The following is a 24,542-nucleotide window of genomic DNA, read 5'->3' as shown; positions in this document are numbered from 1 at the left end:
TTATGCCGATTTTTACAATACATCGGCAGATCACCCATAGTGCCAGTGAAATGTTTGATCTGGTTTCAGATATTGAGCGTTATCCTGAATTTTTACCAATGTGTGAGTCTTTAATAGTACGTTCTCGAAAAGAATATGGGAAAAAAATATTACTTCTTGCGGATATGACCGTTGGCTATAAGATTATCCGTGAAACTTTTACGACTCAAGTATTTCTTCAGACAGAAAAAAATCTTATAGAAGTTAAATATATTGATGGTCCATTCAAATATCTTGAAAATCGTTGGGCTTTCCATGATATTGAAAATACCAATGCATGTAATGTAGAGTTTTTTATTGATTATGAATTTAAAAGTAAAACTCTTGGATTAGTGATGGGCTCAATGTTTGATATTGCGTTTCGTAAATTCACCGAGGCTTTTGAGAAGCGTGCGCATCAGATTTATGGCTCTACGGTAACATAGTCTATTCTGTTATTTTTTAACAATACGTATTGCTTATAACAGCGTGAAAGTAAAAACCGGTTTCCATCTTTACTATTTGTTTTTAATTCAGCTTTCAAAAGAATATTGAAGGAATATTATTTAAAAGGATGAAGATGATGCACAGCCTCACGCTTTTATTTCTCTTTTTTAATGAAGGCACATCCGTTAAACAAAACGCCCCAATAGAATATGCTTGCGTCATATCCATTTCATAATAGCGCTCATAATAAATGGTATAGATCTCGTAAAAGTATATAAAGTCCACATCTTTACACTTATGAAGAAGTTAGCCTGCACCATTTATTTGCCATCTCTCAAGATGTTACGCCAGCTCTTAGCACTTAAGAGAGTAGGTACAAGTATCTCTTTCTTGAATCATTTTATTTATACAGTTTTTTTCTCTTGTAGTGTGCAAGTGAATAAATTTGATTAATTCAACCTACATAGGATTGAAGTGAGATAACTTTACGATATTCAGGTCTTTTATTTTCAAGTTGTGATACAATAAATTATTTTTTCAAGATGTTGACGATTATAGACTCAATGTGGAATAGAGAGTTTTGAAATTGGTATGGGGAATTCAGTGAAGCAATTCCAGAATCATTTTAAAAACATTTTCAACAGTTGCATGGCGGACAGCATTGCGATTAAGATGACCAAAGTGCATTTCTTTGTGCAAGGGGGAGTGATTTTTGTAAGCAACTGCGCAATGCACAAGTCCTACAGGTCTATCAAGACTTGCACCTCCTGGACCAGCAATTCCTGTTACAGAAACTGCCATGTCAGCTCGTGAATGTTTTAATCCACCCTCAGCCATTGCAAGAGCAACTTCTTTTGAAACGGCACCATAGGTTCTTATAAGTTCAGCACAAACGCCAATAAGGCGTGTTTTGGATTCATTTGAATAAACAACAAATCCACAATCGAGAACATCTGACGATCCTGCAATATTTGTGAGGCTTGCAGCAATGAGTCCTCCTGTACAAGACTCTACAGTTGTTAACAGCAAACCTTTTTGGCGAAAGATATTAAGGACTTCATGTGCTTGTTTTTCACAAAGATATGTCATTGGAGAAGTTCTCCTGAATAAAGAACGCTCGCTGTTGCAAGAGCAGCAATTCCTTCACCACGACCAATAAATCCAAGCCTTTCATTTGTTGTTGCTTTGATAGAGATTCGATCAGGTGTCATTGCAAGTATTGTCATAAGATTTTCTGTCATGGCATGACGATAGGGACCAATTTTAGGATTTTCAGCGATAATTGTGATATCAACATTGGCGATACGACCACCTGCTTGTTTTAGAATATCAAGAGCATGACGGAGAAAAATTTCTGATGATACATTTTTCCATTGAGGATCAGAGGGAGGAAAATGTGTACCGATATCTCCTGCACCTTGAGTTGCAAGAAGGGCATCTGTTAATGCATGAAGAGCAACATCCGCATCGGAGTGTCCATTTAATTTTTTATGAAAAGGGATTTTTATACCACATAATATAAGAAAATCACCATCCTCGAAAGAGTGAACATCATAACCATTGCCGGTGCGGATATCAGGAAACATTTGCATTTTTTTTTGGAGATATAAATGTGCAGTATTAAAATCTTCATGCCATGTAATTTTTATGTTGTTAGGATCCCCAAGAACGGTACGCATAGGAATTCCAAACCATTCAGCAATCGCAGAGTCGTCAGTAAATTCTTTTTTGCAAGCTTGTTTCGCTTGTTTATGGGCCGCTAAGATATGTTCAAAGGGAAAACACTGTGGAGTTTGTGCACTATAAAGATGGGTACGGGGAATTGTTTCTAAAACATGCTGATTATTTACACGTTTAAGGGTATCAGAGATGGGCAGAACAGGAAGAACACCTTCTTGAGGCGTAATCGTGTTATGAATGTTATCAAGAAGCTTGTTTTCGATAAAGGGGCGTGCACCATCATGAATATGCACATATTGGAGATTGAATTTTTTGAGTGCCTGGAGTCCATGTAAGGTAGAGATTTGACGTGTATTGCCTCCTTCAACGATAATAAGGCGCTCTTTTAAATCGCCAATAGCTTGTTCACAGATTTGTCGATCTTCTGGATGAATAACAAGGATAATTGTTGTGATAGCTGGATGCTGCAAAAAACAATGCACGGTATGATAAATAATCGGCTTTTGTCCTAGAAGCCGATATTGTTTTGGAATTTTATGGGGAGATCCTGCTCTTTCACCACGTCCAGCGGCTAATATTATTGCTGCAATAGAAATACTTAATCTCCTTGTATTGTAATCCTAGTTTGCTTTTTTGTCATTAATTTTAAAATGATTTTGAAAGGATGGTTGTTGTAGATCAGCAAGGGATATCACGGATAACACCTCAAAAAAAGCATTTAATGCTTTTTGAAGTGCGGTATTTAAACCACAAAAATCGATCAAGGGGCAAGTCGGTTCTGCAGTATCAAAACATTCTGCGAGGGAAAAGTTGTCTTCTGTTACTTTCACAACATCAGCGACTGAAATCTCTGCTGCGGGTTTAGCCAATCTAACTCCACCATTGCGTCCACGCACTGTTTGTATAAAACCGGCTTGAACAAGCAGCTGAAGGATTTTAAATAAAAAAAGTTCTGAAACGGCATATGCTTTAGCAATTTCTGGAACACGACTGAGAGTTCCCTGATTATCTGCACAATACATGAGCATTCTAAGAGCATAATTTGTTTGTTTTGTTAATCGCATCTCATTTCCTTCGTAAAGTATCGTCGAACGCAGTTTATTTTAAAGATATTTTACAAAATATAGAAGTTCTTTCTCATTGACTATATTTGCCCTATTTTAAATGTAGTATTAGTATTGTCAATTTTTGCTACAAAAGGTTATATGAGAATAATGGGATAAGGGTACGTAAGCTCATGATGAATATAACATCTGTGACGAATCTTCAAGACAAAAATACTTATAACGATGAGTTGTATCATTTAAGTAAGGTATATATTTTTTTAGGGATTACAATTATTGTATTGGCTTTACTTACGGCCTCTGTTTCATTTATTATTCTTATTGGATTAACCCCTGTTGTTCCCAGTAGAACAGTAACTCTTATTCTTATAGGGATTAATAGTTTTTGGGTTTTAGGGCTTATTGTCATCGTTTTTTATGAGATGATTCCGATCATTCGTGCTTGGCGTTCAAGGCGTGCAGGATCGCGTCTTCATGTGCGCCTTATTTCATTGTTTGCACTTGTTGCGACAATGCCAGCTGTTGCTGTAGCTCTTGTATCGGGTCCAGCTCTAAATTTGGGACTTGATCGATGGTTTGATACAACAACGCGGCAAATTGTGGGCTCTTCTATTGACTTAGCAAATGCTTATGCAGATGAAATGCTTCAAAATTTAAAAAATTTATCCTACGCGATGGCATTTGCACTTGATAACAAAAAACTCTTAGAACGTAATCCTGCTGAATATAGGATGCAATTGACGCGTCATGCTATAGGACGCAATTTGCGTGGTGCGTTTTTGTTAAGTTCTAGCGGAGCTATTTTTGTATCGAGTGCTCTTGGTGATGAAGATAAACTGCCAATTCCTCCTTCCAATCTTATTAAACGTGCAACCAGTGCAAGGCCTTTTTCTTTTCAACCAGGCGTTCATGATTATTTTGGTATTATTTTAAAATTTACCAACATTCCAAACACATTTTTATATTTGGTGCGTGACGTTGATAAAGGTGTTTTATCTGCTTTGCGTTTGACAGAAGTCAATACAGATCGTTATCGTGATTTAAATGCAAATCGCCTGCTAACGCAAGTTGCATTTGGTATGCTTTATTTATGTCTTTTTTTTAGTTTATTCTTATCAGCTATTTGGGCCGCTATTGCTGTCGCTGATCGCTTAGTAAGTCCTATTCGTCTTCTCATTAGTGCTGCTGATGATGTTGCTACTGGAAATATGGAAATTTTCGTGCCAGTGCGCGCGAAGGACGGAGATATTGGGCAATTATCCAAAACTTTTAATTATATGGTTAGTGAATTGAAAAGTCGGCGCAATGAGTTGATTGCAGTGCGTGATCAAATTGATGAGAGGCGGCGTTTTTCTGAAGCAGTGTTATCTGGTGTAACAGCAGGAGTAGCAGGTATAGATGATAATGGTGATATTACAATTATTAATCGGTCTATTGAAGCGATGTTTGATATTCGCTCTGAACACGTTGTTGGACAAAGTCTGTTATCTTTAAGTGCTGAAATTTGGCAGGTTTTTCAGTTTGCACGTTCATTGGATCGTAAAAATCATCGTGAGCAGGTGACTTTAAATGTTGCAGGAAAAGAGCGTGTCTGTAATGTCCAAGTGACGATGGAAGAGGATGATGGACAGGGGCAATCTTGGGTTCTAACAATTGATGATATTACAGACCTTGTTGCAGCACAACGTACAGCGGCGTGGGCGGATATTGCACGGCGTATTGCACACGAAATTAAAAATCCTCTCACACCTATTCAGTTATCCGCTGAACGCATTCGTAAACGTTATAACAAAGTTATTACACAAGATAGAGAGGTCTTTGAGCGGTGTATTGAGACAATTATTCGACAGGTTGGAGATATTGGGCGTATGGTTGATGAGTTTTCCTCTTTTGCACGTATGCCCAAACCACAAATGCATATTTTAGATATACGAGAATTGTTGCGCGAAGCATGTTTCTTGATAGAAGTGACGCGACATGATATTCATTTTGAGCAAGATTTAGGAAGTCTACCACTTATGGGTGCATTTGATAACCGTCTCATTGTACAAGCTTTTTGCAATGTTATCAAAAACGCGAGCGAATCCATAGATTCAGTTATGCGAGAGGAAAATATTCACGGTCATATTCTTGTCCGTTCTTATCGTCAAAAGGAATGGATGGTTGTGGATGTTGTTGATAATGGGAAAGGACTTCCTAAAGAGCAAAGACAAAAGTTATTAGAACCCTATATAACAACGCGAGAAAAAGGAACAGGGCTCGGGTTAGCCATTGTGCGCAAAGTTATTGAAGATCACGGTGGTTCCATGGAGCTTCATGATGCACCGGAGAGTTTTTATGAAGGTCGTGGTGCGATGATCCGTTTGATATTTCCGGCGGATGGGGGTAAGCAGGGTAGTATTATACAAGCCATAAATCATAAGATAGGGGAATAGTATGGTATCAGATATCTTGATTGTTGATGATGAAGCAGATATTCGTGAGCTTGTTGCTGGTATTTTAGATGATGAAGGTTATGAAACGCGTGTTGCTTGTAACTCTGATGAAGCATTGGCTCAAATCAGTGAGCGTATTCCAAAGCTCATTTTTTTGGATATTTGGCTCCAGGGTAGTCGTCTCGATGGTTTAGCACTGCTTGATGAAATTAAAACGCAATATCCGGCTCTTCCGGTTGTTATGATCTCTGGTCATGGTAATATTGAGACGGCTGTTTCCGCTATAAAGCGAGGGGCATATGATTTCATTGAAAAACCTTTTAAAGCTGATAGACTCGTATTGGTTGCAGAGAGAACACTTGAAAACTCAAATTTAAAACGTGAGCTTTTAGAATTGCGAAAGCGTTCGAACGAGACATTAGAGTTGCTTGGAAAATCGACAGTTGTAAAAAATTTGCGTCAAATCATAGAAAAAGTAGCACCAACCAATAGTCGCATCATGATAACAGGTCCTTCAGGGGCAGGAAAAGAAACTGTTGCACGAAATATTCATGCGCTCTCAACGCGTTCGAATGGGCCATTTGTTACAATAAATGCTGCAACGATTACTCCGGAAAGAATGGAAATAGAGCTGTTTGGCAGTGAAATGGAAGGAAGAGAGCGCAAGATCGGTGCCTTAGAAGAAGCTCATGGCGGTATATTATATCTTGATGAAATTGCTGACATGCCACGTGAGACTCAAGGTAAGATTCTTCGGGTGTTAACGGGGCAGACATTTGAGAGAGTTGGCGGCACAAAACGTGTTAAGGTGGATGTCCGTATTATTTCTTCGACAGCGCAAAATCTTGAAAATCTCATTTCCGATGGGCGCTTTAGAGAAGATCTTTTCCACCGTCTTTCCGTTGTTCCTATTGCTGTTCCGCCTCTTTCAGCGCGTCGTGAAGATATTCCAGAACTTGTACATTATTTTGTAAAAACAATATCACAGCAAGTTGGGATTAAACCGCGTGCAATCAGTGATGATGTGATTGCTATTTTGCAAACGCACGCTTGGCCGGGTAATGTGCGGCAATTACGTAATAATATTGAGCGTCTTCTTATTCTTGTGCGGGATGGTGATGGTCCTATAACAGCGGACTTTCTTCCCAGTGAAGTAAGTGATTCTTTGCCACGTCTTCAAATGGATTCAGATGAAAGTATAATGGATTTGCCGTTACGTGAAGCACGAGAATTGTTTGAAAAGAGATATTTAGTGGCGCAGATTGGGCGTTTGGGTGGAAATATATCACGTACTGCTGAATTTATAGGCATGGAACGTTCAGCTTTGCACCGTAAACTTAAAGCGCTTGGAGTTTCTTAAAGCGATGCGTGTTATTATTTGCGGAGCAGGACAGGTTGGTTATGGGATAGCAGAGCGTCTTGCTGCTGAAAATCACGATGTTACTGTTATTGATATTGAAACGAGATTAATTGAAAAGATTCGCGATACATTGGATGTGAGAGGTTTTGTTGGTCACGGTTCACGTCCTGAAGTTCTTTTGGCTGCAGATGCAGACAAAGCTGATATGTTGATTGCTGTCACTTTGTTTGATGAAGTCAATATGGTAGCTTGCCAAGTAGCACATTCATTATTTAATGTGCCTACAAAAATTGCTCGTATTCGTTCACAATCTTATTTAGAACCACGTTATAAGACGCTTTTTTCCAGAGAGAATATTCCCATTGATGTGGTTATTTCGCCAGAAGTTGAAGTTGGTGAAATGGTTTTGCGCCGTATTGCTTTACCTGGTGCAATAGATGTTCTTTATTTTTGTAATGATGATATTGTTGCGCTAGCTTTGGAATGCATGGAAGATTGTCCAGTTATTAATACACCTTTGCGTCAATTAACAGAGCTTTTTCCAGATCTTCATACGACGGTTACTGCTATAAAACGTGGCGCAGAATTATTGGTTGCACATTCAGAAACGCAATTACGCGTTGGTGATATAACCTATCTTGTTGTTTCTCGTGAACAGATGCGTCGTGCTGTTGGGCTTTTTGGTCATCAAGAACAAGATGCCCACCGCATGATTATTGCAGGGGGGGGGCACATTGGCCTTTATGTTGCACAGGCTATTGAAAAGCGTTTCCATAAATTAAAATTGAAGATTATAGAATCGCATAGAGAAAGAGCCCTCACAATTGCTGATCAGCTTGAAAAAACAACAGTTTTATACGGTAACGTGTTAGATCCAGTGATTCTTCAAGATGCGGGAATTGATCAGTCCGATTTAATGATTACATTGACCAATCAAGATCAGGTTAATCTCTTAAGCGCTATTATTGCTAAAAGATTGGGCTGCAAAGCCAATATGGTGTTGATTAATAATGTTGCCTACCAAGAATTTAGTCGTGCTGTTGGTGTGGATGCATACCTTAATCCCCATAGCGTTACAATATCGAGAATTTTGCAACAAATGCGCCGTGGGCGTATTCGTTCTGTTCATTCAGTTTTTAATGGTCGAGCAGAAATTATTGAAGCTGAAGTGATGCAAACATCTTCATTGGTTGGTAAGTCATTATCAGAGCTCAATTTATCAGATGGTTTGAGAATTGGTGCAATTTATCGCAATAAGACAATAATACAGCTTTCCGCAGATACGCGTATTTTGTCTGGTGATAGAATAGTGATTTTTGCTCTTGCTGATAAGGTTCGTGATGTTGAACAACTCTTTCGCGTAAGTTTAGAATATTTTTGATATATTATCTATGGATATTTGTACTTTTGGGTATAGTGGACAATTAAGATTGGTGGATAGGCTTTGTTTGTCCTCAATGGTTAAAACTGGACAGCGCGTTAAGCTTTTTAGTTATGATAAAAAAATAGATAATCTCCCTGCTGGTGTTGAGTTGCATGAAGCCGAATCAATTTTACCACGCTCAGCAATTGATCGCCTTGATCCCGATTTTTCTGATGATAAACCAGGGTGTACAATTGTTCAGTTCTCGTATTTTTTTCGTGTTATGCTGATGAAATATCAACAAGGTGTTTGGTTAGATACAGATGTTTACCTTGTTAAACAATTTCATCCAGATGCAGATAAGGTTTGGTTGGCAAGAGAAAATAATACAAGAGTAGGCGTTTCTGCACTTTATTTTCCGCCCAATAACCCTATTATAAAAATATTTGAAGATTATTGGGTAGGCACAGAAATTATTCCGCATTGGCTTGGATTTAAGCGTCGTGTTTGGAGATCGTTCTGGTTAAAGAGGAAAAAAATACCGCGTTTACCAGGAAGTCTTGGCGTTACGATATTTGGCAATGATGGTATTTCACGATTAGCAAAACGATATGGTTTTTTTATGAAGCAAAGGAAAAGGAAACTTTTTATTATTGGATTGGGCGAAAAACTGAACGTATTTTTGAACCAACTTTTGGTGTAAAGCCACTTACAGATTCACGCTTGATAGGCTTTCATATTCACAGAAAGACAAAGACCACGAAAAGACCTCAGGAAGGAAGTTTTTACCATTGGCCGGTATCTCGCATTCCTGATGTTCATCATTTGTTTAGGTAGAGTTATTATTGCTATTTTAACTATTGAGATTTTAATCTATCTTAAACAGCTCTTGATTGTAGCTTGCGCAAGAGAGTAATGTTAACATATGGATAAAAACATTGAATGTGTAAAGAGCTGTTGTTATATGAACGGAAAGTAAAAATATGAGTGATCCAATGAAAACAGCATTAAGCCTTGTTCCTATGGTTATTGAACAAACCAATCGTGGTGAACGGGCCTATGATATTTTTTCCCGTCTTTTAAAGGAGCGGATTATTTTTATTAATGGGCCTGTCGAAGATGGTATGGCAATGCTTGTTTGTGCACAATTGCTTTTCTTGGAAGCAGAAAATCCTAAAAAAGAAATTAGTCTTTACATTAATTCTCCAGGTGGTGTCGTAACATCTGGTATGGCTATTTATGATACTATGCAGTTTATTCGCCCTCCTGTTTCTACGCTTTGCATGGGGCAGGCGGCATCTATGGGGTCTTTATTGTTAACAGCTGGAGCAAAAGGTCATCGTTTTACATTGCCAAACGCACGTATTATGGTGCATCAACCATCTGGTGGTTTTCAAGGTCAAGCTTCAGATATTGAGCGACATGCGCAAGATATTATAAAGATGAAACGGCGTTTAAATGAAATTTATGTTCAACATACAGGTCAAGATTATGAGGTTATTGAGAGAACTCTCGATCGCGATCATTTTATGACAGCAGAAGAAGCCAAAGCGTTTGGCTTAGTTGATGATGTTATACAATATCGTGCAGAAACTGAAAAAGAAGAAAAAGATTAAGAATTTTTATAGAAAAAACAGCTACTTTAAATCAAAGAGTTTTATAAAAAATATCGCAAAATAAGAGAAACACCTAAAAATATTAAGACATGCATGGTTTTCTATATGTCTTTTAGTTTTCATGATAAAAAGCTTCCTTTGAAAAGGTAAAGTATTCATGTATCGTGGTGAAAGGAAAGAAAAATGAGCAAAATTAGCAATAGCGGGAACGAATCAAAAAATACTCTCTATTGCTCGTTCTGCGGCAAGAGCCAGCATGAGGTGCGTAAGCTCATTGCGGGGCCTACTGTATTTATCTGTGATGAATGTGTAGAGCTTTGCATGGATATTATTCGGGAAGAAAATAAGTCTTCTGGGGTTAAGGTGCGTGATGGTGTGCCTACGCCACAGGAAATTATAACAGTTCTTGATGATTATGTTATTGGTCAGCAGCATGCGAAGCGTGTTCTTTCTGTTGCTGTTCATAATCATTATAAACGGTTGGCGCATCAGTCTAAAAGCAATGATATTGAGTTGGCTAAATCAAATATTCTTCTTGTTGGTCCCACGGGCTGTGGTAAAACTTATCTTGCACAAACATTAGCACGTATTATTGATGTGCCTTTTACGATGGCGGATGCAACCACTTTGACTGAAGCAGGTTATGTGGGTGAAGATGTTGAAAATATTATTCTTAAGCTTCTGCAAGCAGCAGATTATAATGTTGAACGTGCGCAGCGTGGTATTGTTTATATTGATGAGGTTGATAAGATTTCTCGTAAAGCAGATAATCCTTCTATTACAAGAGATGTTTCGGGGGAAGGAGTTCAGCAAGCATTATTAAAAATTATGGAAGGAACGATTGCTTCTGTTCCTCCTCAAGGTGGACGTAAACATCCGCAACAAGAGTTTCTTCAGGTTGACACCACAAACATTTTATTTATTTGTGGGGGAGCTTTTGCAGGTTTAGAACGGATTATTTCAGGGCGTGGTGAAAAAACTTCTATTGGTTTTTCTGCGACCGTTAAAGCTCCTGATGAGCGTTGTGTCGGTGAAATTTTTCGTGATTTAGAGCCTGAAGATCTTATAAAATTTGGTTTAATACCAGAGTTTATTGGACGCCTTCCTATAGTCGCTACTTTAGAGGATTTAGATGTTAACGCCCTCATGCAAATTTTATCACAACCTAAAAATGCGTTAGTAAAGCAATATCAGCGTCTTTTTGAAATGGAGAATGTTGAGTTAGCATTTCATGAAGATGCTTTACGTGTTATTGCAAAGAAAGCAATTGAACGTAAAACTGGTGCTCGTGGTTTACGTTCTATTATGGAGAAGATCCTTCTTGAGACGATGTTTGAGCTACCGGCTCTTGAAGGCGTTCAAAAAGTGGTTATTTCGAGTGATGTCGTTGATGGGAAGGCGCGTCCTCTTTATATTTACTCAGAACGTGCAGACGATAAAGAAAATGTATCAGCATGACATTGTGCGATGCACAATATAAAAGATGGTAATGAACGGTATTTGAGGGGTATTTCTAATAATATCATTATAATGCTTGATTTATGTATTAGTAATTACCACTTCATGTACTGTGAAGAGCTGAGGTTTTCTAAAGGTGGGCTGGTTGTTGTAGATAGCTCATAGGCTCCAGAAAGGAGAGTTATGCAATATATTGATGAAAAGACAGATGAAGTGAGAGATGGGGTTTATGCTGTTTTACCTCTTCGTGATATTGTTGTCTTCCCCCATATGATTGTTCCACTTTTTGTGGGCCGCGAAAAATCAATTCGTGCTCTTGAAGAAACGATGGCGGTTGACAAGCAAATACTATTGGTGACACAAAAAAATGCCTCTGATGACGATCCAAAATCAGAGGATATTTATCATATTGGTACATTTGCTAATATTCTTCAACTTTTAAAGCTTCCTGATGGTACTGTAAAGGTTTTGGTTGAAGGAACTGCACGTGCAAAAATTAGTCAATTTGCTTTAAGTGAAGGTTATCATCAGGCTTTTGCAACTGTTACAGAAGAACCTAGAGAGAGTGATGTTGAGATTGAAGCTCTTTCAAGGTCAGTGATTGCTTATTTTGAAAACTATGTAAAGCTTAATAAAAAAATCTCTCCTGAAGTTGTCAATGCGATTGGCCAGATCGATAATCCTTCTAAGCTTGCTGATACGATTGCTTCTCATTTGATGATTAAACTGGCAGAAAAACAGGAATTATTAGAGCTCTTACCTGTACGGGCCCGTCTTGAACGTGTTCTGTCTTTTATGGAAGGAGAAATTTCTGTTTTGCAGGTTGAAAAACGTATTCGTTCGCATGTTAAACGGCAAATGGAAAAAAACCAACGAGAATATTATCTCAATGAGCAGATGAAGGCTATTCAAAAAGAGTTAGGAGCAGGAGATGATAGCCGAGATGAACTCTCTGAATTAGAAGAACGTATCAAGAATACAAAACTATCCAAGGAAGCACAGGAAAAAGCTGGGGCAGAATTGAGAAAATTACGGAATATGTCTCCTATGTCTGCAGAAGCGACAGTTGTACGTAACTATCTCGATTGGTTATTAGCAATGCCTTGGGGTAAAAAATCTAAAATTAAAAACAATTTAGATTTTGCTGAAAAGGTCATGAATAATGAACATTTCGGTCTTGAAAAAGTTAAGGAGCGAATTATTGAATATTTGGCCGTACAAAGTCGCGCGTCAAAGATAAAAGGTCCCATTATTTGTTTGTTAGGTCCTCCTGGTGTAGGAAAAACATCATTAGCGCGCTCCATTACAAAGGCGACGGGGCGTGAATATGTTCGTATCTCATTGGGAGGTGTCCGGGATGAAGCAGAAATTCGCGGACATCGCCGAACATATATTGGTTCGATGCCTGGAAAAATTATCCAGTCTATGAAAAAAGCAAAAAAATCTAATCCGCTTTTCTTGCTTGATGAAATTGATAAAATGGGACAAGATTTTCGTGGAGATCCTTCATCTGCTTTATTAGAAGTTCTTGATCCTGAACAAAATAGTACATTCATTGATCACTATTTGGAAGTTGAATATGATCTTTCTGATGTCATGTTTATCACAACTGCCAATACGCTTAATATTCCAGGTCCGTTAATGGATCGTATGGAAATTATTCGTATTGCTGGTTATACTGAATGTGAGAAAATGGAAATTATTAAACAGCATCTTTTACCAAAGGCACTAAAAGATCACTGTTTGTCTAAAAAAGAACTCAGTATTTCTGATGGAGCACTAAGGTCGATTATTCAGTTTTACACGCGTGAGGCAGGCGTTCGTAACCTTGAGCGTGAACTCATGAAAATTTCCCGCAAATCCGTTACAAAAATTCTCAAAACGCATCAAAAATCTGTAAAAGTTACAGAAAATAATATTCATGATTTCTTGGGTGTTAAACGTTATCATTACAATCAGATTGAAGGAGAAAATCAAATTGGTGTTGTAACAGGCCTTGCGTGGACAGAAGTCGGTGGAGAGTTATTGACCATTGAAGGAGTTATGATGCCCGGCAAAGGTAAGATGACTGTAACTGGAAATTTACGTGATATAATGAAAGAGTCCATTTCAGCGGCAGCATCTTATGTACGTTCTCGTGCTGTTGATTTTGGTATTGAACCTCCACTTTTTGAAAAACGCGATATCCATGTTCATGTTCCAGAGGGAGCGACACCAAAAGATGGCCCATCTGCTGGGGTTGCAATGGTGACAGCAATTGTTTCGGTCCTTACAGGAGTAGCTGTGCATAAAGATATTGCAATGACTGGTGAAATTACTTTACGTGGACGCGTTTTACCAATTGGTGGATTAAAAGAAAAACTCCTAGCAGCTCTTCGAGGAGGGATAAAAAAGGTACTTATTCCTGAAGACAACGCAAAAGATTTGGTTGATATTCCAGATGATGTCAAAAATAATATGGAAATTATTCCGGTAAATCATGTGAGTGAAGTTTTGAAACATGCTTTGGTTCGTTTTCCAGATACTATTGAATGGAAAGAACCCTCTACAGTGGCTGTCCCGATCCGGTCAGAGAGCAGTGATAGTGAAGGAATACAGATTGCGCACTGATTCACTTATCTCATTTATAACGGCATTTTTTAGGTGGCAGAAGGCGTTGTTGAGGTTATTATTCTGTTTTTTGTTGGAAAAAGTGAAAAATTCCGTGAATAACTGTGATTATTGCTAAAAAAACAATGTTTCGAATAAAAATAAGACTTCTGTTTGCTGTACTTTTCAATAAACTGACCAATAACATGATTAAGTTATGTTGTCAGGTAATATAGGGAAAGGAAATATTTTATGAATAAAAGTGAATTGGTTAGCTCCGTTGCTGAAAAGGCAGGTGTTTCGAAAGCGCAAGCTGGTGCTGCTGTTGATGCTTTTATGGCTTCTGTAACAGAAGCTTTGGCTTCAGGGGGAGATGTTCGTCTTCCAGGTTTTGGCTCTTTTGAAGTTTCTCATCGTGCTGCAACAAAGGGGCGTAATCCTTCAACGGGTGCTGAAATCGATATTCCAGCACGTTCTGTACCCAAATTTTCTGCAGGAAAAAGCCTTAAAGAAGCAGTTAATAAAAAATAATTTAAGCTACATTAAAAAAACCCGATTTATTTATAAGCGGGTTTTTTTAAACACATGTGTTATGCGTGTTTTTCATATAAAACTTTGAGATATTTTTTAGCCTTTTCAACAAAATATTGCACTGGATTAATGAATCACTGGTATGGCTTATAAAATGTAATGTTAACTTTTATTATGCTGAAGTGTCACGGTGTTTATTTCAAAACAAGATCCGTAAATAGTGTGAGGCAAAAAACTCTGTAAAGTCTATAAAAGTTATTATATACTACCATTTACGCTTAATAAAAGCGCATGTTGGTGCCACCGTACTATTTTCTCAGTTCCTATAATGTTGCGACCACAGCCCTCAATATCTGAGACGCGTGCATAAAGGATAGTTTTATTTTTTTACTTATACGCTAACTTTGCTTGTGATACACTAAGAGGATAATTTTCATTGATTTATTATAAGAGAGTCTGAAATAAAAGAATCTTATGATATTCAGATTTCGCTTTCAATATTGTGATTTTTCTTGGCATTTGAGAGGGAAGAGATAGATCAAGCTCTATCCTACAAATATTCTTTCCATATCTTTATTTCACTTGTGATATGCAAGCGAGCGCTTTTTCTTCATCACACAAGAGTTAAAATGAGAGAATATCACAAATTTTGAGAGAGGAAGTTAAAAAACGGAAAAATTACTCTTATGAATAATGTATATTACGTAATATCTCTCGATAGAGATAATATAGTATTGCTTGTGTATTTTCCATCTATTTTACGTTTAGTCATTAAATCATAATTGTTAATAGCAGTAAAGGTTTTTTATAGCTAAAAGTTATTTTACAGCACCTACATAATTGAATAAATGATGAAACGTAGGGTAGTATTTATTGATTGGGGGAGACAGTCTTTAAAAGGCTTTAGAATGATTTTTTCACGAGAGTCACAAAAATCTATTCAATAGGTGAGAGGCGAATTGTGTGCTTTTTATAAACAGGAACTCTTTGATTCTTTATCTGCTAACCACTGAGTACAATCATTGAGAGCTCTCGCTGTTATGGCTTGTTTTTTTACTAATTTTTTTTCTTTACTTGGTAAGTGCTTTCCTGAATCTTTAATCGAAGTAATAGGGGGAAATAGTCCGAAATTAATATTCATTGGCTGAAAGGACTGTGTTTCTGCTTTTTCATCTATGATGTGTCCCCCCGTAATATAATTCAAAAGGGCTCCGAATGCTGTAGTTTGTGGGGGTAGGTAAGGAGAAATATGATGATATTCGGCAGCAGCAAAACGTCCAGCAAGAAGCCCTATTGCCGCCGATTCTACATAACCTTCACATCCGGTAATTTGCCCTGCAAAGCGTAGTTGTTTTTTTTGTTTTAAACGAAGGGTTTGATCAAGAATGATTGGCGAGTTAAGATAGGTATTGCGGTGAAGACCACCAAGACGCGCAAACTCTGCTTTTTCAAGACCGGGAATCATTCTAAAAATACGAATTTGTTCACCATATTTCAGTTTTGTTTGAAAGCCGACCATATTGTAAAGTGTTCCAAGTTTATTATCTTGGCGTAATTGAACGACAGCATAGGGTTTAACTGTAGGGTTATGGGTATTGGTTAAGCCCATAGGTTTCATAGGACCATGTCTTAATGTTTCAAGTCCGCGCTCAGCCATAATTTCAATGGGGAGGCATCCATCAAAATAGGGCGTTTTTTCAAAGTCACGAAACTCTGTTTTTTCAGCATTTTTTAATGCTTCAACGAATGTTTTATATTGTTCTTTGTTGAGGGGACAATTAAGATAATCTTTTCCTGTTCCCTCAGGACCAATTTTATCATAGCGAGATTGATACCAACAAATGTTGATATCAATACTATCGGTATGGATAATAGGTGCAATCGCATCAAAAAAAGAAAGAGCTTTTATACCGGTTATTGTTTGTAATTCCTGAGCAAGTGCAGGCGATGTAAGAGGACCCGTTGCAATGACAACATGTTTCCAAGTTTTAGGAATTTCTTGAACTTCTTCACGTTTGATTGTTATAAGAGGATGGTTTTCGAGTGCTGTTGTAACGGTTTTTGAAAATCCATCACGGTCAACAGCAAGGGCACTACCTGCGGGAACTTTGTTGGCATCAGCAGCTTTCATAATTAACGATTTCGCTAATCGCATTTCAGCATGTAAAAGCCCTACGGCATTTGTTAATGAATCATCGCAACGAAATGAATTTGAACAAACCAGTTCTGCCAATTTATCGGTTTTATGGGCATCTGATTTTTTTTCGGGTCGCATTTCATGCAAAACAACAGGAATTCCTGATTGAGCGATTTGCCAGCTCGCTTCACACCCCGCAAGACCGCCACCGATGATATGAATTGGGATATCAAATGTCTTTAACATAATTGACTTTTAGCGTAAGGAGTTATGTATGAAAAGCATAGATTTTGTTTTTTTTAATATATTTGTTTGCTTTTTTTCTGTAATTAATGGTATAGAGACGCCGCTTGTATAAGGTTATTAGCTTGTAAGTTTGAGCGGATGTGGCGAAATTGGTAGACGCACCAGATTTAGGTTCTGGCGGGAGACCGTGGGGGTTCGAGTCCCTTCATCCGCACCAAAGCAATCCCTTAAGTGCTACGGATTTCTACGTGTCTGAAATTCCGCTTCATGGTAAATGTAACACTCGAAGTGTTAGAATGTAATGATTATTAGAGTGGGTTTATCCCTCTCCTTAGAAAAATGAAGGTGTTTAATGCAGGTTACCGAGACGCTTAATGAAGGACTGAAGCGCGAAATTAAGATCGTGGTTCCAGCGAAAGATTTAGAAGAAAAGTTGAATGAACGATTGGATGATACCAAGGGAAAAATCAAGCTTAATGGTTTTCGTCCCGGTAAAGTACCTGGTGCGCATTTGCGAAAAATGTATGGTAAATCCTTTATGGCGGAGATTCTCAATGAGATACTTAGTGATGCACCCCGTTCTATTTTAGCAGACCGCAATGAACGTGCAGCGATGCAGCCAAAAATTGATATAGATGAAGATGAAAAAATTCTAGATGGCAAAGCCGATTTTACTTTTAGTATAAAGTATGAAGTTTTACCAAAAATTGAAATTAAAGATTTTGAACATATTGAGATTGTTCGTGAAATTGCAACTATTTCTGAACAGGATATTGATGATCAAGTCAATCGCGTCCTTTCTTCTACGCGTAATTATTCCCTAAAAGAGGGGGCTTCTGAAGAAGATGATCGTATTACCATAGATTATCAAGGTAAGCTTGAAGGCGTTCCATTTGAGGGTGGGACAGATAGTGATGCACAACTGATTCTTGGGTCAAAACAATTTATTCCTGGTTTTGAAGAGCAATTGGTTGGTGTTAAAGCTGGGGATGCAAAAACCATTTCTGTTAAATTTCCTGATAATTACAGTGCAGCACATTTGGCGGGACGGGAAGCAGAGTTTGACATTAGTGTCAAAGCTGTCTTTAAACCAGATGAGTTAAAAATTGATGATGAAGCAGCGCAAAAAGTTGGTTTAGAATCTCTAGATCGCTTACGGGAGGTTGTTCGTGGGCAGATTGAAAGCCAATATGGTTCAGTAACACGTCAAAAAGTTAAGCGTCAAATTCTTGATGCTTTGGATGCTGATTATAATTTTGAAATTCCTGAAGAACTTTTAGAGATTGAATTTAATAATATATGGGCTCAGGTTAATGATGATTTGAAAAAGGCTGGGCGCAGTTTTGAAGATGAAGGTATTATAGAAGAAAAGGCACGGGAGGAATATCGTGTCCTTGCGCAACGTCGTGTTCGTCTTGGTTTGGTGCTTTCTGAAATTGGAATGAAGGTTGGTGTTAAAGTTAGTGAGGATGAGCTAAAAGCAGCCGTTTTTGATCAGGTTCGCCAGTATCCTGGACAAGAGAAAGAGATTATGGATTTTTTCCGTAGGACTCCGGAAGCTGTTGAAAATCTACGTGCTCCAATTTTTGAAGAAAAGGTCATTGATTATTTATTAGCACAGATAAAAGTCACAGATAAAAAAGTGACGGTTGAAGAATTGATGAAAGAATATGACGAATCAGATGTACCTGAAGAAAAGCCGGCAAAGAAAAAATCTGCAGTGAAAGAAACGTCTACAGAGAAAACATCAGCTAAGAAAAAGGCTCCTAAAAAAGCTTAATACTTATGCAAAAAGAAAAAGCTCGATGGAATCGGGCTTTTTGTAAGATTATATCCTAGGATTGCACTGAGAGAATGGTTTTAGATAAGCCATGAGTATATTTTAAAATATTAGTAGTGGATTGGCAATGAGCATCATTGATACGCGTACTCCTGATTCTAAGCGTTTTATTTCTGGAGTTACAGGTGATTGGGAAGTCATCATTGGCATGGAAGTTCATGCGCAAATCATATCAAATTCGAAACTTTTTTCAGGAGCATCAACCAAATTTGGTGCAGAGCCGAACAATCATGTATCACTTATTGATGCCGCCATGCCAGGTATGTTGCCTGTTCTTAATCAAGAATGTGTTCGTCAAGCGGTTCGAACGGGGTTAGGATTAAAGGCGCATATTAATTTAAAATCTGTTTTTGATCGCAAAAATTATTTTTATCCAGATTTACCGCAGGGGTATCAGATTTCTCAATTTCGCTATCCCATTGTGGGAGAAGGAAAAATTATCATATCTGTTGGTCCAGATTCGAATGGACAATTTGAGGATATTGAAGTGGGAATTGAGAGGTTGCATCTTGAACAGGATGCTGGAAAATCGATGCATGATCAACATCCAACGATGTCTTTTGTAGATCTTAATCGTTCTGGTGTTGCTCTTATGGAAATTGTTTCCAAACCTGATATGCGCTCATCAGATGAAGCCAAAGCCTATATGACAAAATTGCGTACAATTGTTCGTTATTTGGGCACTTGCGATGGCAATATGGATGAAGGTTCTATGCGTGCAGATGTCAATGTATCTGTTCGTCGTCCTGGTGAAAATTTTGGAACGCGCTGTGAAATTAAAAACGTTAATTCTATTCGCTTTATTGGTCAAGCAATTGAGTATGAAGCGCGTCGTCAGATCGCAATTTTAGAAGATGGAGGCATCATAGATCAAGAGACTCGACTTTTTGATGCCGCTAAAGGCGAAACACGCTCTATGCGCTCAAAGGAAGAAGCGCATGATTATCGTTATTTTCCTGATCCTGATCTTGTACCATTAGAATTTGATCAAGCATTTGTGGATGCTTTGGCAGCAGACTTACCAGAATTGCCTGACGCTATAAAAGCACGTTTTGTTAAGGAAATGGGATTGACAGTGTATGATGCTTCCATTCTTGTGACAGAAAAGGCTATTGCTGATTATTTTGAAGAAGTAGCACGTGGGCGTGATGGAAAAATAGTTGCTAATTGGGTGATTAATGACCTTTTAGGGGCTTTAAATAAAGATAATCGTGAGATTGAAGAGTCACCGGTATCGCCAAATCAATTGGGAAGTATTATTGATCTCATAAAAGAAGGAGTTATTTCTGGAAAAATTGCCAAAGATCTTTTTGAGATTATTTGGAATGAGGGGGGAGATGCACGCCAAATTGTAGAAGAGCGAAATATGAAGCAGGTAACGGATACGAAGGCTATTGAAAGAGCTGTTGATGAGATCGTTGCCAATAATTCTGATAAAGTTGCGCAAGCAAAACACAAACCTGCTTTAGCTGGTTGGTTTGTTGGACAGGTAATGAAAGCAACAGGTGGTAAGGCAAATCCTCAAGCTGTTAATGAATTGGTTAAGATGAAACTTGGCATAGATTAAATTTTATGAGGTGGAGAAGAAGCCATATATATGATATCTTCTTGAAATTAAGGGATAGCACGTTATCCTATCAATTGGGATTGTAGCTGAATTTACGAGTAAATTTTTCGGGAATTTCAATCGTTAACAATTTTATTCCAATGATTAATTTCATGAGCGCACTAAATGAATGGAATAGCAGATGGCTCGTTTTTTTAAGCAAATCTTCACATGGTGGAATGGCAACACCATTGGTACGCGTTTTTTCACATGGCGCAAAGGTAAGCGGATAGGGGAAGATCAATTTGGAAATATATATTATGAAGGAGGACTTCATAAGGATGGTTATCCGCATCGTTGGGTTATCTATAAAGACTATTCTGAGGCCTCTACTATTCCACCAGGCTGGCACGGCTGGATTCATCATCGCTGTGAGTGTCCACCAACACAGGAAGATTATCGTCCTTATGAATGGGAAAAGCCTCATGTTGCAAATATGACAGGAACAAGTGAGGACTATCGACCGAAGGGGGCTATCACCTCCAACGGAGAACGTTCTCGTGTGCATGAAGATTATGATGCGTGGTCACCTAAAAAATAAAATGTTTTAATGTGCGCGTGTATTTTTGTCTTACTTGACTCTATGTTATGAAAAGAATTATTTTTTAAGGTACGATTGTTTTGATATGATGAGATTTTTTTTATTGTTAGGGGTGAGGTATTTTATATATATTTCTTTAATGGGAGTGTTAGTGTTTTTGTCCTTAAATAGTGGAGTGCGGGCTGAGCGTATTAGCAATGGAATTGCTGTTTTTTCAGGTCTTGACAAAATCACGGGGCGGACTACACGTTTTGAAGTTACTCTTGGTAAAATTTATCAGTATGGTGCATTACAGGTAACGCCACGTGCGTGTTATACGAGCTCTAAAGATGAACCAACGCGTACAACTGGTTTTGTTGAAGTCAGTGAAGTGACATTAGATAAAAAAATACGGCGTATTTTTACAGGATGGATGTTTGCAGATAGTCCTGGTTTGAACGCTGTTGAGCATCCTATTTATGATGTGTGGTTAAAGGATTGCAAGCAGAATTCTCAAGATCTTCCTCTTTAATGATTAGTGTGTTATCTATTATACATTGATTTATAATGCTCCTTTATCATTTTACAACTTAATAAGAGGTTCAAATCCCTATGATTGCCTCATTTAATTTTTTTATATTGAATTAATTCAAACTATTCTCTTGCGCGTTACAAGTGGCGGATGTGTAGATGAGATTGTCTAAGAAAGGAATAAAAATTTCCTTCATGAACTGTTTAAATTCAAAGATGCATCATTAAAATCAACATATTTTTTCAGTAGTTCATAGGAGACAGTTCTTGAATTATATCTGTTAGAGGTTGAAATGAAAGGCTTGTTTATATTTGTTAAAGAGATGGATTGACGCTTTTGCATTTATGAGGGAAATAGACTATCAAGTGAGTAATTCATCATGAAACACCAATTACTATATCAGAAAACGCAGTGTTGGTAGTTTTTTCTCATAGAGATGTCGTTTTTCATTCAAAGAGTAGAAGAAATGCAAGCTATATTAATGAAAAAATTGAGACTTAAGATTATTTAAAGTTTATCAATCGAAGTGAAGTATAGCTTGGTTAAAAAATGCAATGATCAATATATTTCTAGTAAAAAAACAATGTTTATATATTTTTATTATACACTACCTCATAAGTGAGTTTGTCTATTCGTAAGTTCTTGTATATTGCATGATAACTTTACATTTAAATAAGCAGGATATCACTAAGTTTGTAAATCATATTCTTGATATTCATGCTTTTAAAAATCTTTTGTATCAAATACACGTATTTTCATGTAGAGCTATTGAAAATTTAAAAAGTGGCTTCGAAGAGGTGTTGAAAAGATTCTGCATCACTGGGAGTGGTATATTTATTTTGTATAAAGAATAACCCATTCTCTAAAGAATACGAGATTTTATACAATGAAAGTTTCTAGTCACCAACATGATGATGTTTCCCGATTGCCGAAACAACCTAAAGAACCCTTGTTGAATGTTCCATTTATTATAGTTGTTTTGATAGCATTTTGTTTTTGTCTTTATTGTATTTCTCAGTATTTTTTTTCTCATCAGGTTTATGTTGAAGGTCTTGAGTTTTTTTTATTTATACCGGCATTGTTTAAGAGGGATCCTGTAGCATTTTGTTATACCATGGTGAGTTATTCATTTATGCATAGTAGTTTTAAACATGTTGCTCTTAATATGGTTTGGCTTTTGGTTTTTGGCTCTCCTTTAGCAAGGCATTTTGGTGTTTTACGTTTTTTAATTTTTTGGGTGTTAACGGCAGTTATTTCTGTTTTGACTTATTTTACATTTCATCAAGAAAGTACCATATCACTTATTGGGGCGTCAGGTGCCGTATCTGGAATGATGGGGGCTATTGCACGTTACGGTTTTTTTAGTGGTTATCTAGGTGTCAATGCGCAGAACGAAAAACTTTTGGGATCTTTATTGTCCGTCAAAAAAGCTCTGTGTTCTAAGGGGGTGCTTATTTATGTGAGTGTATGGCTGACGGCTGATTTTATCATAGGTATTTCTTCTATTTTGTTTGAAGAAAATGGCATCTCAATAGCATGGGAAGCTCATATTGGCGGGTTTCTTGCGGGTTTTTTGTTGGTTGGTTTTTTTGATGTTTCACAAAAAAATTAAAAACTAGAATCTAAGATATTTATGTGCCACATAAAGCGCTATTGTTGCTGCATTTGAAACATTTAATGATTTAATATTTCCAGGCATATCAAGACGTGTTAAAGCGCAAACGGTTTCACGTGTTTTTTTACGTAAACCTTTACCTTCTGCTCCTAAAACAAGAGCAATTTTATTCCCTGTTAATGCTATTTCCAGAGGTTTGTCACCTTCTGAATCGAGACCAAAGCTTGTAAAACCTGTTTGATGAAGTTCTTGAAGAGCTTCAGCGAGGTTTCGTACGGTAATATAATGAATCATTTCCAGAGCTCCAGATGCTGCTTTCGCAAGGATACCGCTTTCGTGGGGAGAGTGACGGCAAGTTGTAATAAGTGCTTTAGCTTTCAATGCAACTGCAGAGCGCATAATAGCGCCAACATTATGTGGATCGGTAATTTGATCCATGACAATGACCAGATCAGTATTGGTTAGTTCCGACAGTTTGCATGGTTTGAGGGGAAGAGTTTCCAAAACAATACCTTGATGAACAGCCTCACTTCCAACAAGCGAATCAAGATATTTGGGGGTGCATAATGTAACAGAGCAAGGATAATCTGATTCGGATATATTTAATCGTTTTAAGGCATTTTGTGTGACGTAAAGACATTTTAAAATTCTTTTTGGGTTTTCTAAAGCAGCCTGAACAGAATGAATGCCATAAAGATGGATTATCCCTTGCTGTAAAGAAGTAGTTTTCTTCTTTAGGTGTGTAAAAGATCGAGAAGGAGAGCCTTTTGTATCGCGATATCGGCGACGTAAACGAGCATAATGAGAATTTTGTGATGTTTTTTCTTTCATAGCTTCTTTATAGCGTGTTAATAAGAAAAATAGAGGAAAAAAATCTATGATTTAAAGTTATGAGCAGGAAATTTGTACAGAATTGTATTTATTCTGTTGACAGATACAATAGTAATCGTCATAACCACTTCGCAATCAGATTGAATTGAATGGGTATTCAAGATGGTTGTCGTGTTGTCTCATTGCGCGACTTTACCGGTGTAATGGAGGGGTGCCCGAGTGGTTAAAGGGGGCGGACTGTAAATCCGTTGCGTATGCTACGTTGGTTCGAATCCAACCCCCTCCACCATTCATCGAAGGAGAGTTAGTGCGTGGGTCATGCGGGTATAGCTCAATGGTAGAGCAGCAGCCTTCCAAGCTGAATATGCGGGTTCGATTCCCGCTACCCGCTCCAAAGGGTTGTTGTGATTGGGCAAATAGGTATGATGGAGGATATTCCATTTATAGCTTGGGTGGGGTTTTCCGTCTAAGAGTTGTGGTGATTGGGCTGGTTACAGTCTGGTCAGACTCAGTTTTGAAGGACTGTCCCTAGGTGCTAACAAAAATAGGGAATAAAACAAGAGATTAATAACAATGGCGAAGAGCAAGTTTGAACGAACAAAACCGCATGTTAATATTGGTACGATTGGTCACGTTGATCATGGGAAGACCTCG

General features: G+C 37.7%; 18 protein-coding genes, 3 tRNA genes and 2 pseudogenes. 18 read left to right on the top strand and 5 right to left on the bottom strand.

Annotation, left to right across the window (positions count from 1 at the left end):
* Positions 1 to 2: 2 nt before the first annotated feature.
* The gene (locus tag ACFIJ0_RS05855) at positions 3 to 464 is read left to right on the top strand and encodes a type II toxin-antitoxin system RatA family toxin (RefSeq protein WP_375623144.1); all 462 of its coding nucleotides are present in this window, start codon (positions 3 to 5) and stop codon (positions 462 to 464) included.
* A 601-nt stretch (positions 465 to 1,065) separates the two neighbouring features.
* On the opposite strand, the gene ACFIJ0_RS05850 is transcribed toward ACFIJ0_RS05855, so the two are convergent.
* Genes ACFIJ0_RS05850 through rirA form a run of 3 tightly spaced genes read right to left on the bottom strand, consistent with a single transcriptional unit; the run spans position 1,066 to position 3,209 of the window.
* Complete coding sequence (locus ACFIJ0_RS05850; protein WP_375623146.1) at positions 1,066 to 1,554, bottom strand: CinA family protein; 489 nt, start codon at positions 1,552 to 1,554, stop codon at positions 1,066 to 1,068.
* The gene (locus tag ACFIJ0_RS05845) at positions 1,551 to 2,741 is read right to left on the bottom strand and encodes a bifunctional 2-C-methyl-D-erythritol 4-phosphate cytidylyltransferase/2-C-methyl-D-erythritol 2,4-cyclodiphosphate synthase (protein WP_375623168.1); all 1,191 of its coding nucleotides are present in this window, start codon (positions 2,739 to 2,741) and stop codon (positions 1,551 to 1,553) included. Before ACFIJ0_RS05845 ends, ACFIJ0_RS05850 begins: the two co-directional genes overlap by 4 nt.
* A 24-nt stretch (positions 2,742 to 2,765) precedes the next feature.
* The gene (gene rirA, locus ACFIJ0_RS05840) at positions 2,766 to 3,209 is read right to left on the bottom strand and encodes an iron-responsive transcriptional regulator RirA (protein ID WP_273788340.1); all 444 of its coding nucleotides are present in this window, start codon (positions 3,207 to 3,209) and stop codon (positions 2,766 to 2,768) included.
* Positions 3,210 to 3,385: 176 nt separating this feature from the next.
* Here rirA and ACFIJ0_RS05835 point away from each other — a divergent pair, with 176 nt between their 5' ends.
* From ACFIJ0_RS05835 to ACFIJ0_RS05800, 8 genes and pseudogenes are all read left to right on the top strand, one after another.
* Positions 3,386 to 5,644, top strand: a complete 2,259-nt coding sequence (locus ACFIJ0_RS05835) for an ATP-binding protein (RefSeq protein ID WP_375623170.1) — start codon at positions 3,386 to 3,388, stop codon at positions 5,642 to 5,644.
* 1 nt (position 5,645) lies between these two features.
* Entirely contained in the window at positions 5,646 to 7,004 is a 1,359-nt protein-coding gene (locus tag ACFIJ0_RS05830) for a sigma-54-dependent transcriptional regulator (RefSeq protein WP_375623148.1), read from the top strand.
* A gap of 4 nt (positions 7,005 to 7,008) precedes the next feature.
* Positions 7,009 to 8,385 (top strand): Trk system potassium transporter TrkA, encoded by a 1,377-nt coding sequence (gene trkA / locus ACFIJ0_RS05825; protein ID WP_375623150.1) that lies wholly within the window; start codon positions 7,009 to 7,011, stop codon positions 8,383 to 8,385.
* Between the two features lie 10 nt (positions 8,386 to 8,395).
* Positions 8,396 to 9,204, top strand: a pseudogene (locus ACFIJ0_RS05820) (hypothetical protein).
* A gap of 146 nt (positions 9,205 to 9,350) precedes the next feature.
* Positions 9,351 to 9,983 carry an ATP-dependent Clp endopeptidase proteolytic subunit ClpP gene (gene clpP, locus ACFIJ0_RS05815; protein WP_005773677.1) on the top strand — a complete coding sequence of 211 codons (633 nt, stop codon included), beginning with the start codon at positions 9,351 to 9,353 and terminating at the stop codon, positions 9,981 to 9,983.
* 183 nt (positions 9,984 to 10,166) lie between these two features.
* A complete protein-coding gene (clpX, locus tag ACFIJ0_RS05810) occupies positions 10,167 to 11,441 on the top strand; it encodes an ATP-dependent Clp protease ATP-binding subunit ClpX (protein WP_375623152.1) in 1,275 nt (424 codons plus the stop codon).
* A 183-nt stretch (positions 11,442 to 11,624) separates the two neighbouring features.
* Positions 11,625 to 14,051 carry an endopeptidase La gene (lon, locus tag ACFIJ0_RS05805; RefSeq protein ID WP_375623153.1) on the top strand — a complete coding sequence of 809 codons (2,427 nt, stop codon included), beginning with the start codon at positions 11,625 to 11,627 and terminating at the stop codon, positions 14,049 to 14,051.
* Positions 14,052 to 14,282: 231 nt separating this feature from the next.
* Complete coding sequence (locus ACFIJ0_RS05800; protein ID WP_375623155.1) at positions 14,283 to 14,561, top strand: HU family DNA-binding protein; 279 nt, start codon at positions 14,283 to 14,285, stop codon at positions 14,559 to 14,561.
* A 970-nt stretch (positions 14,562 to 15,531) separates the two neighbouring features.
* Here the strand turns inward: ACFIJ0_RS05800 and trmFO are convergent.
* The gene (gene trmFO, locus ACFIJ0_RS05795) at positions 15,532 to 16,944 is read right to left on the bottom strand and encodes a methylenetetrahydrofolate--tRNA-(uracil(54)-C(5))-methyltransferase (FADH(2)-oxidizing) TrmFO (RefSeq protein WP_375623157.1); all 1,413 of its coding nucleotides are present in this window, start codon (positions 16,942 to 16,944) and stop codon (positions 15,532 to 15,534) included.
* A gap of 134 nt (positions 16,945 to 17,078) precedes the next feature.
* On the opposite strand from trmFO, the gene ACFIJ0_RS05790 reads away from it, so the two are divergent.
* From ACFIJ0_RS05790 to ACFIJ0_RS05765, 6 genes are all read left to right on the top strand, one after another.
* Positions 17,079 to 17,161: transfer RNA gene (locus tag ACFIJ0_RS05790), tRNA-Leu, on the top strand.
* 135 nt (positions 17,162 to 17,296) lie between these two features.
* A complete protein-coding gene (gene tig / locus ACFIJ0_RS05785; protein WP_375623158.1) occupies positions 17,297 to 18,724 on the top strand; it encodes a trigger factor in 1,428 nt (475 codons plus the stop codon).
* Between the two features lie 127 nt (positions 18,725 to 18,851).
* Positions 18,852 to 20,351: an Asp-tRNA(Asn)/Glu-tRNA(Gln) amidotransferase subunit GatB gene (gatB, locus tag ACFIJ0_RS05780; protein ID WP_375623159.1), complete on the top strand. Its 1,500-nt coding sequence runs from the start codon at positions 18,852 to 18,854 to the stop codon at positions 20,349 to 20,351.
* A 181-nt stretch (positions 20,352 to 20,532) separates the two neighbouring features.
* On the top strand, positions 20,533 to 20,931 hold the full coding sequence (locus ACFIJ0_RS05775; RefSeq protein ID WP_375623161.1) for an NADH:ubiquinone oxidoreductase subunit NDUFA12: 399 nt from the start codon (positions 20,533 to 20,535) through the stop codon (positions 20,929 to 20,931).
* A gap of 88 nt (positions 20,932 to 21,019) precedes the next feature.
* A complete protein-coding gene (locus tag ACFIJ0_RS05770) occupies positions 21,020 to 21,442 on the top strand; it encodes a DUF2155 domain-containing protein (protein WP_375623172.1) in 423 nt (140 codons plus the stop codon).
* Between the two features lie 886 nt (positions 21,443 to 22,328).
* The gene (locus tag ACFIJ0_RS05765) at positions 22,329 to 23,054 is read left to right on the top strand and encodes a rhomboid family intramembrane serine protease (RefSeq protein ID WP_375623163.1); all 726 of its coding nucleotides are present in this window, start codon (positions 22,329 to 22,331) and stop codon (positions 23,052 to 23,054) included.
* Positions 23,055 to 23,057: 3 nt separating this feature from the next.
* On the opposite strand, the gene ACFIJ0_RS05760 is transcribed toward ACFIJ0_RS05765, so the two are convergent.
* Positions 23,058 to 23,888, bottom strand: coding sequence for a TrmH family RNA methyltransferase (locus tag ACFIJ0_RS05760; RefSeq protein ID WP_375644147.1), 831 nt, complete (start codon positions 23,886 to 23,888; stop codon positions 23,058 to 23,060).
* A 205-nt stretch (positions 23,889 to 24,093) separates the two neighbouring features.
* Between ACFIJ0_RS05760 and ACFIJ0_RS05755 the strand changes: the two genes are divergently transcribed.
* From ACFIJ0_RS05755 to ACFIJ0_RS05745, 3 genes and pseudogenes are all read left to right on the top strand, one after another.
* Positions 24,094 to 24,177, top strand: a tRNA-Tyr gene (locus tag ACFIJ0_RS05755).
* A gap of 31 nt (positions 24,178 to 24,208) precedes the next feature.
* Positions 24,209 to 24,282: transfer RNA gene (locus ACFIJ0_RS05750), tRNA-Gly, on the top strand.
* A gap of 179 nt (positions 24,283 to 24,461) precedes the next feature.
* A pseudogene (locus ACFIJ0_RS05745) lies at positions 24,462 to 24,542 on the top strand (elongation factor Tu); the annotation flags it as partial.

This window comes from Bartonella sp. OC68QHHN (assembly GCF_042193875.1).
GTDB lineage: Bacteria > Pseudomonadota > Alphaproteobacteria > Rhizobiales > Rhizobiaceae > Bartonella > Bartonella grahamii_A.
The sequence above is the reverse complement of the archived record's forward strand: the minus strand, read 5'-3'. Positions and strand labels throughout refer to the sequence as shown.

What these genes read in the sequence shown, in the direction of transcription:
- clpX (WP_375623152.1), top strand. Translation starts at nt 10,167, where the DNA reads ATGAGCAAAATTAGCAATAGCGGGAACGAATCAAAAAATACTCTCTAT.
- ACFIJ0_RS05850 (WP_375623146.1), bottom strand. Translation starts at nt 1,554, where the DNA reads ATGACATATCTTTGTGAAAAACAAGCACATGAAGTCCTTAATATCTTT.
- ACFIJ0_RS05765 (WP_375623163.1), top strand. Translation starts at nt 22,329, where the DNA reads ATGAAAGTTTCTAGTCACCAACATGATGATGTTTCCCGATTGCCGAAA.
- gatB (WP_375623159.1), top strand. Translation starts at nt 18,852, where the DNA reads ATGAGCATCATTGATACGCGTACTCCTGATTCTAAGCGTTTTATTTCT.
- ACFIJ0_RS05770 (WP_375623172.1), top strand. Translation starts at nt 21,020, where the DNA reads ATGAGATTTTTTTTATTGTTAGGGGTGAGGTATTTTATATATATTTCT.
- ACFIJ0_RS05855 (WP_375623144.1), top strand. Translation starts at nt 3, where the DNA reads ATGCCGATTTTTACAATACATCGGCAGATCACCCATAGTGCCAGTGAA.
- tig (WP_375623158.1), top strand. Translation starts at nt 17,297, where the DNA reads ATGCAGGTTACCGAGACGCTTAATGAAGGACTGAAGCGCGAAATTAAG.
- trmFO (WP_375623157.1), bottom strand. Translation starts at nt 16,944, where the DNA reads ATGTTAAAGACATTTGATATCCCAATTCATATCATCGGTGGCGGTCTT.
- ACFIJ0_RS05830 (WP_375623148.1), top strand. Translation starts at nt 5,646, where the DNA reads ATGGTATCAGATATCTTGATTGTTGATGATGAAGCAGATATTCGTGAG.
- ACFIJ0_RS05835 (WP_375623170.1), top strand. Translation starts at nt 3,386, where the DNA reads ATGAATATAACATCTGTGACGAATCTTCAAGACAAAAATACTTATAAC.
- rirA (WP_273788340.1), bottom strand. Translation starts at nt 3,209, where the DNA reads ATGCGATTAACAAAACAAACAAATTATGCTCTTAGAATGCTCATGTAT.
- ACFIJ0_RS05800 (WP_375623155.1), top strand. Translation starts at nt 14,283, where the DNA reads ATGAATAAAAGTGAATTGGTTAGCTCCGTTGCTGAAAAGGCAGGTGTT.
- ACFIJ0_RS05760 (WP_375644147.1), bottom strand. Translation starts at nt 23,888, where the DNA reads ATGAAAGAAAAAACATCACAAAATTCTCATTATGCTCGTTTACGTCGC.
- ACFIJ0_RS05775 (WP_375623161.1), top strand. Translation starts at nt 20,533, where the DNA reads ATGGCTCGTTTTTTTAAGCAAATCTTCACATGGTGGAATGGCAACACC.
- lon (WP_375623153.1), top strand. Translation starts at nt 11,625, where the DNA reads ATGCAATATATTGATGAAAAGACAGATGAAGTGAGAGATGGGGTTTAT.
- clpP (WP_005773677.1), top strand. Translation starts at nt 9,351, where the DNA reads ATGAGTGATCCAATGAAAACAGCATTAAGCCTTGTTCCTATGGTTATT.
- trkA (WP_375623150.1), top strand. Translation starts at nt 7,009, where the DNA reads ATGCGTGTTATTATTTGCGGAGCAGGACAGGTTGGTTATGGGATAGCA.